We start from the raw sequence: 13,623 nt of genomic DNA on the forward strand, positions 1-13,623 counted from the left end.
GTGTCACTGCCATGCTGGCTCTGGCCGTGTCAGGCGCCGCTGCTCAGACCATCGAGGCCATGGTGAGTCCGACTGCACTCGTGCTGCGTGAGGGCACTACCGCCCGCATCGTCACGCTTCCGGGGAAGCCGGTCCTTTACTGCGGGCTGAATCCGTTCCTCGGCTGGTCGGCGCGGTTGATCGGCGCGAGCCTGCGCATGGGCCCGGGGGGCGAACCCATTGTGGAGGCTAATGGCCAGTCGCTGCCGATAGTGGCACTGCTGGCACGCGACGGCTGGCTGCGTCCGGAGCACCTGGACGACGGCGCACAGGTTGCGCTCGTCGAGCGTCGTGGCGGATGGGCGTGCGCGCCTAAGACCGAACCCTTCGCGCAGATGAGCGCCAAGGTGGACCCGCGGATTCTGGCCGGCATCGCAATGAACGAGTCGGCCTATCGCGGCCGTCCGTGGCCGTGGACGCTCAACGTGGCCGGGCGCGGCATGTACTTCGCTACCCGCCAGGACGCCCATGCGGCTATCGAGCAGCTGCTCGCGGCCAGGCGCTGTGACTTTGACGTCGGAATCATGCAGATCAACTGGTGCTACCACGGCAAGCGGTTTGCCTCGGCGTGGGACGCGCTGAGCCCTGCCACCAATATTCGTGTCGCCGAGACGCTTCTTGTCGACAACCTGCAGCGCAGCGGCTCCGAGATGAAGGCGGTGGCCTGGTACCACAGCGCCGACCCGGCACGCGGCGGCCCGTACTTCAGCCGATTCATGAATCACTTCCAGCAATTGCCACGATGATGAAGCCGCTACTGATCTCCGTGCTGGCCTTGGCGGCAAGCGGGGCTGCCGTCGCAGCGGATACCGATCCGCTCGATTTCGACTACCAAGTGGTGGCTCGGGCGAGCGATCGTCCTGCGCTCATCTTCAATGACGGGGTGTCAACGTATGTGCAGCCACGGGCCGGGCAGACGGTATCGGCAGACGGCGCGCAGCAGAACGGTCCGTACTGGGTGATCGACGGAGTGCCAGATGTGGTTCGCTACAGCGTGAATGGCCAGCCGGTCGTGGCGCGCCTGAAACGCGCGAATGGGTTCACGTCTGAGCAGTCAAATTCGATCGCCGAACTGTCTGGCCGTGCTGCCATCTCGGGGCGGATTGCCTTGATTGGCAGCTATACGACGCTGTCGCTTGTTCGTGCAGGACGCTGGTCCCTGCCTCTGGCCCAGACGGTCAAGACAATTGCACCGGCCGGCTGGACTGGCACGGCGCAGAAGGACGTTCCCCTCACCGACGAGGTTTCACTCGAGCTGCATAGCGGCGAGAATTGGCTCCAGGCACTTTCTCGGCTTCTCGAGCGGCGCAATCTCTACGCAGAGGTGGACTTCGCTCGTCGCAATATTGGGCTGCGCGCCGCGCCGCCCAAGGGTTTCGCGATAGCCGGCGAGGCTGCCAGTGAAGCGGCGCCGGGCAAGGCGCAGCAGATCGCCGCCGGCGGCGCTCAAGTCGCGGCGGCCACAGCAACCACGGCGGCTGCGGTCGCTGCGGCCCCGGATACCACACCTATCTCCGTTGCTGTCTCGACCGCGATTCCGTTGGCAGAGGGCCCGACGCTGGCCTCCGCGTTCGGCGCGGTGGCGATTCGGGACAACAAGCAGGGCCGCATCGAGATCCGATTCGAACGTGAGCCCAAGGACCTGGTACTGCGCGACGCGTCCGATAGCAAGATCTGGACAAAGTGGGATGAAGATCAGCGCGTCTTGTCCTTCTCCACCGTGGACCGGTTTACGGCGACCGCTGAGGGTAAGTCCGTGGAGGTGACGCGCTCGCCCGAGATTGAGTACGAGTTCCCCCGCGAGAACGGGGCTGGCTTGGACATGATCTTTGAGAAGGACGGCGCGACCTACCTCAGCTTCACAAAGTCGCTGGTCAGCGTGTCCGTCTTCGGCGATGACCACCAGCGCAACGGCGAACAGAAGGACCGCTACTACAGGTTCAACGGCATCGCTTCGCGCCTGACGGTCATTGCAGATGGCAGCGTGGTCTACGTCGACCGCGTGCCGCAGGTGCGGTTCAAGGAACGGCCGGGGAAGGTGGCGCTGTGAAGGTCGGCTCGATCGTGTCCGCCATCGCGTTGTGCCTTCTGGCTGGTGCGGCCAATGCGGACTGCCTGGACGATGCTGCCGTGTTTCATGGCATCAGCCCGTCCTTGCTTCGCAGCATCGCGATGCAGGAATCTGGCATGCGCGCATGGGTGACCAACCGCAATGCCAATGGTTCGGAAGATATCGGCCTCATGCAGATTAACTCCATCCACCTGCCGAGACTCTCCCAGTATGGCCTCACGCGCGATCACCTCTTCAACGGATGCGTCAACGCGTACGTCGGCGCGTGGATTTTGCGCGAGAACATCCAACGCTATGGCCCGACCTGGAAGGCTGTTGGTGCTTACAACGCGTCATCACCCGATAAGCAATTGCGGTACGCCAGTCAGATTCATGCGCGGTGGCAGGCGCTCCAACGCGCCGCCTTGCGGTAGATCCAACCGTTCACTCGAGAGCAACGTTATGTGCCATTCCACACGAACCCTCCGCATTGCCGTCGCCGCGGCATCGCTCGTGAGCTGCGCGGTCCTTGCCCCGGCAGTACACGCTTCTCAGCTTTCGACCGACGGCTGGCAGTCGTTGCAGCCGGCGCGGGCCAGCAAGGCTGCGGTCGAAACCACGCTACTGGCGTCCAATCACCCGACGCTTGCGGCCGGCCAGGCCGCGATAGCCGCGCCCGCTGCAGCGCCTGTCTCCACGCCAGTCGTCGCGCCGGTCGTTGGCGATGTCTACCGACTCGTAAGAGGTGAGCCGCTGCAACAGCAGCTTCAGAAGTGGGCCACGCGCGCAGGCTGGACTGTGGCATGGAACGTCCCGGATGGCTGGATCGTCCCGGGTGACAAAGATTATGGCAGCGACTTCGAGGGCGCGGTCCAGCGCGTGGTCGAGGAGCTCGCCAGCAACGGTGCCGATGTGGTCGGCGACAGCTGGCGCGGCAACCGCACGGTAATCATCAGCCAAAACGGAATGGTGCAATGAACATGAAGAGCCAGCGCTTTACCGCCGCCGCCGTTGCGGCAGCCACCTTGATGTCGGGCTGCGGGGTGATCCAGACCCGCGACGTCCAGAACGCAATCTCTGCCGATGCTCAGTCGCGCTACGCCGATGCGCCCCGCAGCCGCCCAGTGTTCCGGGTGCATGAAGGCGCGTGGTTGCTTGGCGAGAAGATCCGAGCGAGCAAAGCTCAGCCCGATATCTATGGCAAGCACGTGGTCTACAAGGGCTCTATCGGGTCCCTGAACGAAGCGGCCAACTGGATCGCGCAGAACGTTGGCGTGCGCGCGACCGTGGAGCCATCGGCTGTTGCCACCGCGACTGGCACGGGGACCGCCCCGGTAGCGCTCCCGGCCGGTTCGGCGCGGCCTAACGGGCCGATTCCGACTGGCGGAATGCCGCGTGTGGACCTTGCCGCACCGCTGGCCGGCGCATCCACGTCGGGCGCCGGCGTCGCGGCGGTATTGCCGCTGACGCTGCGCTATGAAGGCAGCTTCAAGGGCTTTCTGGATGCCGTCGAGGCGCATTTTGGTGTCTGGTCGCGCTACAACGACGGTACGGTGACGTTCTTCAAGACGGAAACCCGTACGTTCATGCTGCCAAGCCTTGCCGACAGCTCCTCGATGGACGGCTCGATCACGACCTCGGACAGCGGTTCGGGCGGCGCGGCGGGGGGCGCGGGCAATGCAAGTAGCTCAGGAGGCAGCACCGGACGCGGCGGTCAGACGATGAAGACGTTCATCGAGGTGAAGCCATGGGAAACCCTGCAGGCCACGGCGAAAGCTGTCGCCGGCGCGACCGCGGAGGTGGTGGTTGACAAGAACCTCGGCACGCTGACGGTGACCGGCGATCCGGTGCAGTGCGATCGTGTCGAACAGTTCGTGAAGAGCCTGGCTGCCATGTATGGCAAGCAGGTCGCCATCGACGTTCAGGTCTACGAAGTACGCGTCACGCGCGAGGACAACTATGGACTGAATCTTTCGCTCGCCTATCAAAGCTCCAGTGGCCAGCCGGGCGTCTCCTTCAGTTCTGCCAGTACGCCGACCGTCTCGGGCGGTGCATCGCCTGCGACTTTGGGGGCAACGATCATGAGCGGCCCGTTTGCCGGCAGCAAGGCCGTGGTCCAGGCGCTCTCGACACTGGGCAATGTCTCGCAAGTGGTCTCGCGATCGGGCGTAACCCAGAACGGCAAGGTCCTTGCGCTGCAAACGGCGACGCTGCAGGACTACGTTGCGCAGGCGCAAACGACACTGGCCGCAAACGTGGGATCCACCAGCTCGATCCAGACGGGGACGGTCACCTATGGCTTTACCAGCAACTTCCTGCCGAAGGTGGTCGACGGTCGAATCCTGATGAACTTCGACATGACGTTGTCGGACTTGCTGCCGCTGCAGCCGTTCAAGTCCGGCGGCGAGGCGAACCAAAGCACCGTGCAGCTTCGGACGATGCCGACCAATCGGTTCGCGCAATCGATCACGCTGAAGCCCGGCGAATCGCTGGTCCTGACAGGCCTGCGCAATCAGAAGGCGGCGACCACGAACAACGGGATCGGGGAGCCGTGGATGGCCGCGCTCGGCGGTGGTGTTGGCGCCACCAGGGGCGATACGGTCATCGCCATCATGATTTCGGCCCGCTTGCTGTAACACAGAGACAATCCAATGCAGAATCGCGCATTCATTCATCGTTGGGCGCCCGCGGCGCTCGCCGCCGCCATCGGTTGCCAGGCACTAGTGTTCTCGTCCAATGCCGCGGCGGCAACGGCCAACCCGGCTGTGGCAGCCATCGCTGCAGCCGCCGCGGGCCCGACTAGCGCCCAGCCCGCTTCGAGCGCTGCGGCGCAGGCATTCCCGCAAGCATCTGCCGCGAGTCTTACTCCGGCGACTGGAAGTGCCAGCGCTGCCGGTGAGGCTGTTCAGGCACAGCGCCACACCGATGCGCCGGAGTTAGCAGCGCTGCAGGCTCAGATCGCCTTGTGGAAGGCCCGCGCGGAGATCGCCAAGTACAAGGCGGAGGTCAAGCGCGCCGAGGACTCACTGACTGCGACGGCTGCAGGCGGCGCACCGTCTCCGGGCGTCGGCGCCATCTCGCTGGCCGCGCCGATGCCGGTGGGCAGCGCCACTGGCGACCGTGCGAAGGGCTTCTCATCGGAAGCGCCGCGTGTCGTGTCGCTGCGCGCGTTTGATGGCAATTTCAACGCGATTGTTGATGTCAACGGGCGCATGGTCCCCGTCCAGCCGGGTGATGCGCTGGAAGGTGGCTGGAAGGTCGTGGCCATTGACGAAGGCGGCGTGAAACTCGCCAATGGCAAGCGCGTGCGCACGCTGAGGCCGTAAGCCATGGCCGAAGTCCTGTCATTTCCGGGGCTCAAGGGCGGCTTTGCTGTCGGGCTGTCCTGGCAGCATGAGGAAACCCAGCCGAGCCAGAGTGCCTTGCGCGCGCGAGCGCTGGACCTTGGCCGCAATGGTCGTTGGTGCGTCGTGCACGAAAGCACGGAGGGCGCCGTTCAGACCGGATTCTGCGAAGCTATCGCGGGCACCAAACCGGCTCGCCTGAAGCCGCTGGCTGCGATTGTCGCGGGTCAGCATCGCCAGCCTTGGATGGGGCTGTTCCATCTCCGGGGCGATGTCTACTGGTATGTCGCGGTGCGACAGGGGCACGCAGTCATCGCCGGCGGCGATCGGGTCGGCACGCTGGAAGAAATCAATCCGATCCGCGAACGGCATCGCGCCCTTGGCGAGTGGACCGAAATCGAAGGCACCTTGCGCGACCTCGCCACGATGGCGCGCGCCTCGAAGGGCGTTTCCGTCATGCGTGACGCGCTAACTGGTCGCTGGAAGTCGCAAGCCTACACGATGGCTGCAGTGTCGGGCGTGATGGCTCTAATCGGAGGCGGCTGGTACTGGTACGACCAGCAGCAGGAGGCGGAGCGTGAAGCCCAGAGGATGCAACAGCGTGCCATAGCGGCTGCGCGGCTCGCCAACGAGGCGGCCCGTCAGCAAGCCGCGCCGTGGGTGGAAATCGCGGCGCCCAAGGAACTCATGCTGGCGTGCCGCCGTGCGTGGGATCGACAGGCGCTTGCACAGGGCGGTTGGACGCTGGCCGGCTGGCGCTGCAAGCCGGCCACGCCGACGGCACTGACGATCGAGACGACGTGGAAGCGAGAAGGCGGCGTGGCGGACACCGCGCCAGGCGTGCTGACCGTAGATGGGAACCTTGCCACCGAGACGGCAAGCGCCCCGGCCGCTTTCCTGCCTTCCTCGCGCGAGATCAGCTCTTCGGCCGAAGCGCAGCGTGCGATGTGGACCTATGCCCAGAGGAATGGCGTGAGTTTGCAGTTGACACTGCCGCCCGCGTTGCTGCCAACGGACGGAAAGACACCGGTCGACCCGTGGTTGGCGATGACGGCTGATATCGGCTTCGGCGCGCCGCCGTGGCTGGGAGCGGGCGAGGGAATTGAAGCCGTGGCAGGTGTCCGGCTGACCGAGATCAGCTATGAGGCCGCCAACCAGACCTGGAAAGGGACCGCGAAGCTCTACGCGACGCGGAACGGCTGCTCGCTACGGAGTGAAAGATGATGGGAACGATCACGCGACTCTGGCGAGCCCAGGGCAAGGCGTCGCGACGCGCCGGCAGTGGTGCGGCAAGGGTAGAGCCATCCGTCAGGGCGGATGTTCTGGTGTTGGCGCCGCCTCCGGAGGTTCTTGAGCCCCACATCATCTACCCGCGAAACGTCGCCGCGCCCTTTGACCGCGTTGCCTTGAACCTCAACTATCTGACGGCCGAGCAGGCTGGCGCCCTTCGTCAGCGTGCGGCGGATAGCGGACTCTATGTTGAGGACGTTGCAAGGGAGTTCGGCCTGTCCGAGGAGAACGTCCAACAGGTCCTGGCGGTGCATGGCTGCGAGATTTTCGTGGATGCCCGGCATTTCGGCACGCCGCGGCTCCTGACGTGGGAATCCAAGTTGCGACGCGGCGGCGTTGCCCCGCAGATCCGAAAGGTCTCGGCGCAGGAACTCGCCGAGCTTCGGCAGGAGCGCGGTTCCGGGCAACTGCTGGATACCGACCTGCAGACCTTGACGCTCGCACGCCGATTGATCGCCGATTGCGCGGCCATGATCGCATCGGATATTCACATCCTGGTGCGCGATGACCATACCGAGATTCAGGTACGGATCAAGGGCGATTTGCGAACGGTGTCGGCGCTGTCGATGCGACGCGAGGAGGGCGAGCGCCTAATCCGCGCAATCTACACGGGCCTGGCGACGGTAAAAGCGGCGACCTACAACCCGCTCGATGTTCAGGATGCACAGATTGCTGGAGACGCGCTGCCCGGAACAGGGCTGTCGAGCGTGCGGATCATCCGCGGGCCGGCATATCCCGTTGAAGCCGGCGGCGGCTTTCTGGTCGCTCGACTGCAGTACCGTGAGCATCACGAGGGGGCACTGAAGGCGGACGCGGTCGATGCGGCAAAGAGACTCGATCTGCGGACTCCCAAGGCGCCGGGCGGTGACTTCAAGCTCGGACAGATGGGATACACGCCGCTTCAGGTCGAACTGATTTCCCAACTGCTGCGCCGGCCGATGGGGGTGATTGTGGTGACGGGGCCAACCGGCAGCGGCAAGACCACAACGCTGTTCGAGTGCACGCGGCACCAGGCGAGGCTCTTTCCGGAAAAGCGGCTTATCACCATCGAAAACCCGACCGAGTACCCGATGGACTGGGCTGTCCAGCTCACGACGGAAAGTGAGCGGTTCCCCGAAATGCTGCGCATGACGCTGCGGATGGATCCGGACGCGGTGCTGCTTGGCGAAATCCGCGGTGTGGAGGAGGCCATCGCAACGTTGCAGGCTGCGGCCACTGGCCACCTTGTGCTGACAACCCTGCACGTGACCGACCCGTTTGAAACGTTCTCGCGGCTGATGATGCTGGACCACGTTCGACTCGCCATGGAGGTGATTGCGAACCACAACCAGATCATCGGGCTGATCGCCCAGCGCATCGTGCCGCTGCTTTGTCCGGAGTGCTCGGTGCCGCTTGAGCATGCCCGACAGGCACTTCCGGACTACATGCTGAGAGCACTGCAGTCCTGGGGCGACTTGTCGGAAGTCCGGGTGCGTGGCGCGGGTTGCTCCCATTGTCACGGCGAAGCGATTGTCGGCCAGCAGGCGGTCGCCGAGGTGGTCGTTGCTAGCGAAGCGCTGATGCAGGACTGCATCAAGGACGGCGTACTGGTTGCGCGGCGCGAGCATCGGAAGCGTGAGGGGTCTGACAAGCCCATGATTGCCCACGCGATGGACCTTGTGCTGGCCGGACGGCTAAGTCCGATCGACGCCGAGCGAAATGTTGATGCCATTCCCATGTGGGAGGAACAATGAGCGAGATGGCTTGGGCAATGCGCCGACGCCTGTACCAACAGGCTTCGAGCCAATTGGAGAACGGGCTGACCCTGGCGCAGGTCATCGAAGACTTCCGCGAGCGGCAAGCGCGACGGGGCCGCAAACGCGCGGCCGAGGCGGCGAACGAGGTCGGACGTCAGGTACGGGATGGCAAGACCCTGATGGCGGCAATGGGGCCGGGCCTCAGCGATCTCGAGCGCAGCGTCCTCGATGCCGGCGAGAAGGCGGGTCAATTGCCGGACGCCATGCGCCTCGTACTGGAAGTGCGGGATTTGACCTCCCGCCTGCGCCAGAAGCTCCAGGCCAGCTTCTTTGCGCCGGCGGTGTATCTGGTGACCCTGTACGCGGTGCTGCTGCTCATCGGTGGCTACATCGTTCCTCAGTTTCTGGGCGTTCTGCCGATCGACCGTTGGACCGATTGGGCATACGCCATGTACTTGTCGGGAGAACTGGCCGTGGGCTGGCCAGCGCCGTTGCTATTCGGGACGCTTGCCGGGTACGCAATCTGGAGCTGGTGGGCGCTTGCAAGGTGGACCGGTCCAGGCCGGCGCTACTGCGACAAGCACATCTTCCCGTTCACGGTGTACCGCGAAATCACCGGCTTCACCTGGTTGCTGTCGTTCGTTGCCCTGTTGCGCGCCGGAGTGCCAGATATCGCTGCGCTGGAGAGCCAGATTGCGACAGCGTCGCCGTGGCTTGCATCGCGCTTGCGGCCGATTCGGCTGGGTCTTGCCGACGGGCTGGATCTGGCGGAGGCCATGCGGCAAGCCGGAAACGCGTTCCCCTCCCTGGATCTGATTGACGAGATCGGCGCCTATGCCGGCTTCGATGACTTCACGGAAAAAATCACTGTCGCCGTTCGTCAGCACGCGGAGGTCATTGAGCGGCAACTGCTTGCGAAAGGGATGGTGATGTCCGCGATCTTTACTGGCTTCATGTTCCTCGCTTTCATCGTGCTCCAGCTCGGAGCCAACTCTCTCTCATCGATTCTCACGTCATCGATGGGGCAGTTCTAACGTCGACGTGCTCAAACCTGATAGGAGTGTCAAATGGATGGAATTCTTGGGCGCGTCGTCGCTACTGTGTTGGGCTTGCTTGCGCTGGTTGGGATCGCGTACGCCAGCTATAACGGCTTCCAGAATCACAAAGCCAGCGTGGTTGCAACGAACATCACGCAGATCATCACGAACGCACGGGGCGGGTTCTCCCAGGGCAACAACGGTTACACCAACTTCACGACCGCGAATGTGCCTGCCCTGATTACCGGCGGTATGTTCCCGACGGACATGGTGCGCGGCACGGCGCTGGTTGACACGTGGGGTAACACCGTGACACTCGCGTCGGCCAACAATGGCTCGCAAGGCGTCATCACGTTCGGCGGTGGCAACGCGCAGACTGCGAAGCAATGCGTCAGTGCCGCATTGAGCCTGAAGGACTATGTCACGTTGGTGGTCGGTACGACGACTTTTACGCAGACCACGCTGCCCGATCAGGCAACCGCTGGTGCTGCCTGCAGCGCGACCGCCACGTTCACGCTCACCTTCCAGTGAGAATCCGGCCTGGCACAACGGCCTAAGGGGACAAGAATGGGATACCTCGTGTTACCGATCGCAGCGGTGCTCTTTTGCGCGGGAATCATGGCGCAGGGTTGGCAGCTTGCGCAAGCTATGCCCGGGGCGGGGTTGCCGGGCCGCATGGAGTCCGTGGCTACGGTAACCGCCCAGCAGGCGCAGGCGTATGGCGCAGCGTGCGTGACCACCGCCGGCGCCACGCCGGGGCTTGTCGGCGCCAGTGTAGTGCCCTTGCTGCCATCGGGTATGACCGTGCCGGCTGGTGCCGGATGCATGGCCGTAGCCAAACCTGGGGGTGGACGGGATGTGTACGGGTACGTGCCCGTGTCCTCCGGTGCCAGCGCCGCGCTGCTTGGCAGCACAGGCGGAAGTCTCGGCTGGTTCCGTGTCCGCAGCCAAGGCACGGCCGTCAATATCTCGACGGGCACCGCGTACAGCGTGCCCGCGAGCATTCCAATTGGCGCGCTGGTCCATTGGGTCCAGTTGAATACCTGAGGAACGCATGGAATCGATCGTTGGATATCTCATCGCGCTGATGCTGTCGATGCTAAGCCTTGCAGGCTTCGCGACGTGGGCCAAGGCCGGGGTGACGAATGTGCAGACGGCGGCCGCGGCCAGCCAGATGCTGGTGTTTGACAAGGCTGCATTGCAGTTCGTGCAGGACCAGGCCGCCACGCTCGTGACCCAGGCGACAGCTACCGTGCCCGTCTCAGTCACGCCGGCGGTGCTCGTGAATGGCGGCTATCTGCCGGCGGGCTTTTCGGCCACCAATGTCTTCGGGCAAAGCTGGCTACTACAGGTGCTGCAGCCGACGCCCAACAATCTTCAGGCGCTTGTGACCTCGCAGGGCGGCCGCGCCATTACCGACACCCGACAGCTCGTGCAGATCGCCGCGCAAGCTGGCGCGCAGGGCGGCTTTGTGCCTTACGCGGGCCAGAACGGTGATCCAACGATGGTGTCCACCAACGCGTACGGCGCATATGGTGCTTGGCAGGTACCGCTTGCCAACTTTACGAATCCCGGTAGTGGCCGGCTTGCATCGTTGCTCGCCTTCACCGGCGCGCAGGCCAACAACGGCTACCTGTATCGGGTGCAGGTTCCTGGCCACCCGGAGCTAAACAAGATGCAGACCTCCATAGACATGGGAGGCAATGATCTCAACAGCGCCGGGCGGGTGACGGCAAACACTGCGTTGACAAGCGGCGGCGACACCTACCTGACCGCCATGGGGACACCGAACACGGCTTGCGGGGTGGATACGTCCGTCCGTAGAAGTTCGACTGGAACTGGGCTTGTGATCTGCTCCGCCGGTATTTGGCAGCCCGTTGGGACTGCCGTTGCCAATGTGTCCGATGGCATGTGGTGTGGAAACAATGGTCAGTTCGCAACAAGCGGGAGCAACGTCGGCTACGTCTGCAAAGGGAATCGCTATGTGTCTCTGAGCAACGCACTCGGCAACATCGTCATAACGCGAAAGATCGACAACGTGACCGATGGCATGGCCTTCGTGAAGGACAACTGTCCCGGCGGCTCGCCATGGGCGATTTACACCCCCAAGCAGCAGATGGTGAACATCACTGGAAACATCATGCCGCCGATTGAGGGGACTTACTTCGCAATGAACGACGGTGGATGGCAGTGGGGTGCCCAAGCTAGCGCGATATCGCCGGCAGCCTGGTATAGCGGAAATGATGTCGGCGCAATCGGTGGACAGTTGGTTGGCACTGTCACGACGGGATGTGTCTATTGACCTGAAGGAGAATGAATGAGCAGGTTGATTATAGCTTCGGCGTTAGCGCTTCAAGCATTGACTGCCAATGCACAACTGATCGTTTACCCCGCACCGCCCATGACGGTTGCTGATTGCCTTGGCACGCAGGTATGGATGAGGAACCCTGCAAATGGCTTGCCCTATTGTGGTGTACCTGTGCCACCACCACCACCGCCGCCGCCACCACCCCCGGCCTTAGGCGGATTTGTATATGGCGTGGGTGCCGTTCGCTTCGCGTGCCAAGCCAACGACAGCTGCCACCAAAGGGTCGCGGTGACGCTAAAGCAAAGTGGGCAAGCCGAAAGCGTACGTTGGTACGCTGATGACAATACGATAGTCCCGTGGGGCGTCAACCTATGGGATCTTTTTAGCATGCCATATTCGGCGGCTATGGTACTGCCGATGCAGTACTTCAAGGATCGTGGATGTGTGGTCGCCACGGAGGACGCAAATGCTATGGCTGTCGTCAATAGTGTTTATGGCTTTGACCTTGCGCCCGTGATAAGGCTTGGTCTGACAACGGGTGATTTCATCGAGTACGCAAATTACGCGGTCTGCCCGGGGACCATCGGATTTTGAGACCAAATAAGAATGCACTTCGCCCTCGCGGGCGAAGTGCATCCATCGTTGCCGAAAGAGCTATGGCGCCCGCTTAGAACGCAGTAAAGCTCCACGACTTCGTGATGGGAACGCCGTTGCGAGCGCCGCTGAAAGTCGCAGTGTATGATCCCGCCGTTAGCGGCTGGGTCGGAAGAAGAAAAGCTACGCCGTTGTATACGTACGGATCGGAGATTGACGATGCAGTCGAGCCAGCTTTGGCTCCCGTTGCGACAAGAATCCGGGCGGGAATCTGTGCTCCACCGGGTCCCGTAAGAGTAAAGCTCGACACCGTAAGGACGTCCGCGGCGTCAGGCGCTGGAACTCGGAACATGACCGGGTGCCCCGCGCTTGGAAGGTCCGCGGCTGGGCTTGGTGATTCACCGGCCGCGTTAAATAACCCGACCACGTTCTCCCCATCGATCGGTGAATACGCCACTGCGTTGGCGGCCATCTGCTGGCCGCCCCATTGCGCGAGACCATATCCACCACCGTTTGCGCCAGTAACTACTCCAAAGTTCAAGACGCAGTATCCGTCTCGGACCGCCAAGCCGACAGTCTCCTGGTTCGAGGTAATGCCTTGTAAATGGTAGACGGAATTCCTGAACGTGCCCACGCACGCCGTAATCAGGCCGCCATATGCTGCTTGCGCGATCCATTGGTTACGGGACGCCCCGGTTGCAATTGCTTGCTCATACGGATTGACGCCGGTAAAACCTGGCTTTCCGGCGATCTCTTCGTGCGAGACGATAGAATTTGCCTTCATGTAGGCCAGGTGATTGTCCGCCGCAGTGTCGAGGGCGGCGTCTTGTTTCAGGGCGCCAACGCCCATTTTGACGCGGTAATCGTTCAGTTCATTGAATGCCGTCAAGCGGAGGTCACCGCTCGAATAGGTCGGCACTGGGACACTCGTCGCAGGAGCAACAGACGTCGGTGCTTGGGGCGCTGGCTTGGTGTCGGTCCCGGTGCTGCTGTTTGCGCTGGAGCCTGATCCAGAACTACCGCCGTCCCCGCCACCACCGCAAGCCGCGAGAGAAAAGGCAGCCGCCGCTGCAAATACGCTGAGGAGAGTCTTATTGGTCTTCATGTCTGTTCTTTCCTTTTGCTGGAATCTTGTGGCTCGCCTCTCGAACCACTTGATTCCAGCTTACCGAAGTCAGCGCGAAGTCAAGTCGCGCTAGCATCCCGACAAAAAACGCAGCCAGGG

At 63.0% G+C, this 13,623-nt stretch carries 14 protein-coding genes; 13 read left to right on the forward strand and 1 reads right to left on the reverse strand.

The window, feature by feature from the left end:
• Positions 1-11: 11 nt before the first annotated feature.
• Genes LDO29_RS21000 through LDO29_RS21060 form a run of 13 tightly spaced genes read left to right on the forward strand, consistent with a single transcriptional unit; the run spans position 12 to position 12,398 of the window.
• Positions 12-785 carry a transglycosylase SLT domain-containing protein gene (locus LDO29_RS21000; protein WP_224081774.1) on the forward strand — a complete coding sequence of 258 codons (774 nt, stop codon included), beginning with the start codon at positions 12-14 and terminating at the stop codon, positions 783-785.
• Entirely contained in the window at positions 782-2,089 is a 1,308-nt protein-coding gene (locus tag LDO29_RS21005) for a pilus assembly protein PilL (RefSeq protein WP_224081672.1), read from the forward strand. Before LDO29_RS21000 ends, LDO29_RS21005 begins: the two co-directional genes overlap by 4 nt.
• Positions 2,086-2,523, forward strand: coding sequence for a lytic transglycosylase domain-containing protein (locus LDO29_RS21010; RefSeq protein WP_224081673.1), 438 nt, complete (start codon positions 2,086-2,088; stop codon positions 2,521-2,523). Before LDO29_RS21005 ends, LDO29_RS21010 begins: the two co-directional genes overlap by 4 nt.
• 28 nt (positions 2,524-2,551) lie before the next feature.
• Complete coding sequence (locus tag LDO29_RS21015) at positions 2,552-3,067, forward strand: toxin co-regulated pilus biosynthesis Q family protein (protein ID WP_224081674.1); 516 nt, start codon at positions 2,552-2,554, stop codon at positions 3,065-3,067.
• Positions 3,064-4,725 (forward strand): type II secretion system protein GspD, encoded by a 1,662-nt coding sequence (locus tag LDO29_RS21020; protein WP_224081675.1) that lies wholly within the window; start codon positions 3,064-3,066, stop codon positions 4,723-4,725. The genes LDO29_RS21015 and LDO29_RS21020 overlap by 4 nt, the downstream gene beginning before the upstream one ends.
• 15 nt (positions 4,726-4,740) lie before the next feature.
• Positions 4,741-5,415, forward strand: coding sequence for a type IV pilus biogenesis protein PilP (gene pilP / locus LDO29_RS21025; RefSeq protein ID WP_224081676.1), 675 nt, complete (start codon positions 4,741-4,743; stop codon positions 5,413-5,415).
• Positions 5,416-5,418: 3 nt separating this feature from the next.
• On the forward strand, positions 5,419-6,657 hold the full coding sequence (gene pilO2 / locus LDO29_RS21030; RefSeq protein ID WP_224081677.1) for a type 4b pilus protein PilO2: 1,239 nt from the start codon (positions 5,419-5,421) through the stop codon (positions 6,655-6,657).
• Complete coding sequence (locus tag LDO29_RS21035) at positions 6,654-8,456, forward strand: GspE/PulE family protein (RefSeq protein ID WP_224081678.1); 1,803 nt, start codon at positions 6,654-6,656, stop codon at positions 8,454-8,456. Before pilO2 ends, LDO29_RS21035 begins: the two co-directional genes overlap by 4 nt.
• Positions 8,453-9,493 (forward strand): type II secretion system F family protein, encoded by a 1,041-nt coding sequence (locus LDO29_RS21040; RefSeq protein WP_224081679.1) that lies wholly within the window; start codon positions 8,453-8,455, stop codon positions 9,491-9,493. The genes LDO29_RS21035 and LDO29_RS21040 overlap by 4 nt, the downstream gene beginning before the upstream one ends.
• Before the next feature lie 33 nt (positions 9,494-9,526).
• Entirely contained in the window at positions 9,527-10,027 is a 501-nt protein-coding gene (locus LDO29_RS21045) for a prepilin type IV pili (protein ID WP_224081680.1), read from the forward strand.
• A gap of 48 nt (positions 10,028-10,075) precedes the next feature.
• On the forward strand, positions 10,076-10,543 hold the full coding sequence (locus LDO29_RS21050) for a hypothetical protein (RefSeq protein WP_224081681.1): 468 nt from the start codon (positions 10,076-10,078) through the stop codon (positions 10,541-10,543).
• 7 nt (positions 10,544-10,550) lie between these two features.
• Positions 10,551-11,798: a shufflon system plasmid conjugative transfer pilus tip adhesin PilV gene (gene pilV, locus LDO29_RS21055; RefSeq protein ID WP_224081682.1), complete on the forward strand. Its 1,248-nt coding sequence runs from the start codon at positions 10,551-10,553 to the stop codon at positions 11,796-11,798.
• 15 nt (positions 11,799-11,813) lie between these two features.
• Positions 11,814-12,398 (forward strand): hypothetical protein, encoded by a 585-nt coding sequence (locus tag LDO29_RS21060; protein ID WP_224081683.1) that lies wholly within the window; start codon positions 11,814-11,816, stop codon positions 12,396-12,398.
• 73 nt (positions 12,399-12,471) lie between these two features.
• Here the strand turns inward: LDO29_RS21060 and LDO29_RS21065 are convergent, their stop codons facing one another.
• Complete coding sequence (locus tag LDO29_RS21065) at positions 12,472-13,503, reverse strand: CAP domain-containing protein (protein ID WP_224081684.1); 1,032 nt, start codon at positions 13,501-13,503, stop codon at positions 12,472-12,474.
• Between the last annotated feature and the right edge of the window lie 120 nt (positions 13,504-13,623).

The organism is Cupriavidus laharis, assembly GCF_914271435.1.
Classification (GTDB): domain Bacteria; phylum Pseudomonadota; class Gammaproteobacteria; order Burkholderiales; family Burkholderiaceae; genus Cupriavidus; species Cupriavidus laharis.

Coding starts and splice junctions, on each gene's coding strand:
- LDO29_RS21000 (WP_224081774.1), top strand. CDS start 12: ATGCTGGCTCTGGCCGTGTCAGGCGCCGCTGCTCAGACCATCGAGGCC.
- LDO29_RS21005 (WP_224081672.1), top strand. CDS start 782: ATGATGAAGCCGCTACTGATCTCCGTGCTGGCCTTGGCGGCAAGCGGG.
- LDO29_RS21015 (WP_224081674.1), top strand. CDS start 2,552: ATGTGCCATTCCACACGAACCCTCCGCATTGCCGTCGCCGCGGCATCG.
- LDO29_RS21020 (WP_224081675.1), top strand. CDS start 3,064: ATGAACATGAAGAGCCAGCGCTTTACCGCCGCCGCCGTTGCGGCAGCC.
- pilP (WP_224081676.1), top strand. CDS start 4,741: ATGCAGAATCGCGCATTCATTCATCGTTGGGCGCCCGCGGCGCTCGCC.
- pilO2 (WP_224081677.1), top strand. CDS start 5,419: ATGGCCGAAGTCCTGTCATTTCCGGGGCTCAAGGGCGGCTTTGCTGTC.
- LDO29_RS21035 (WP_224081678.1), top strand. CDS start 6,654: ATGATGGGAACGATCACGCGACTCTGGCGAGCCCAGGGCAAGGCGTCG.
- LDO29_RS21040 (WP_224081679.1), top strand. CDS start 8,453: ATGAGCGAGATGGCTTGGGCAATGCGCCGACGCCTGTACCAACAGGCT.
- LDO29_RS21045 (WP_224081680.1), top strand. CDS start 9,527: ATGGATGGAATTCTTGGGCGCGTCGTCGCTACTGTGTTGGGCTTGCTT.
- pilV (WP_224081682.1), top strand. CDS start 10,551: ATGGAATCGATCGTTGGATATCTCATCGCGCTGATGCTGTCGATGCTA.
- LDO29_RS21060 (WP_224081683.1), top strand. CDS start 11,814: ATGAGCAGGTTGATTATAGCTTCGGCGTTAGCGCTTCAAGCATTGACT.
- LDO29_RS21065 (WP_224081684.1), bottom strand. CDS start 13,503: ATGAAGACCAATAAGACTCTCCTCAGCGTATTTGCAGCGGCGGCTGCC.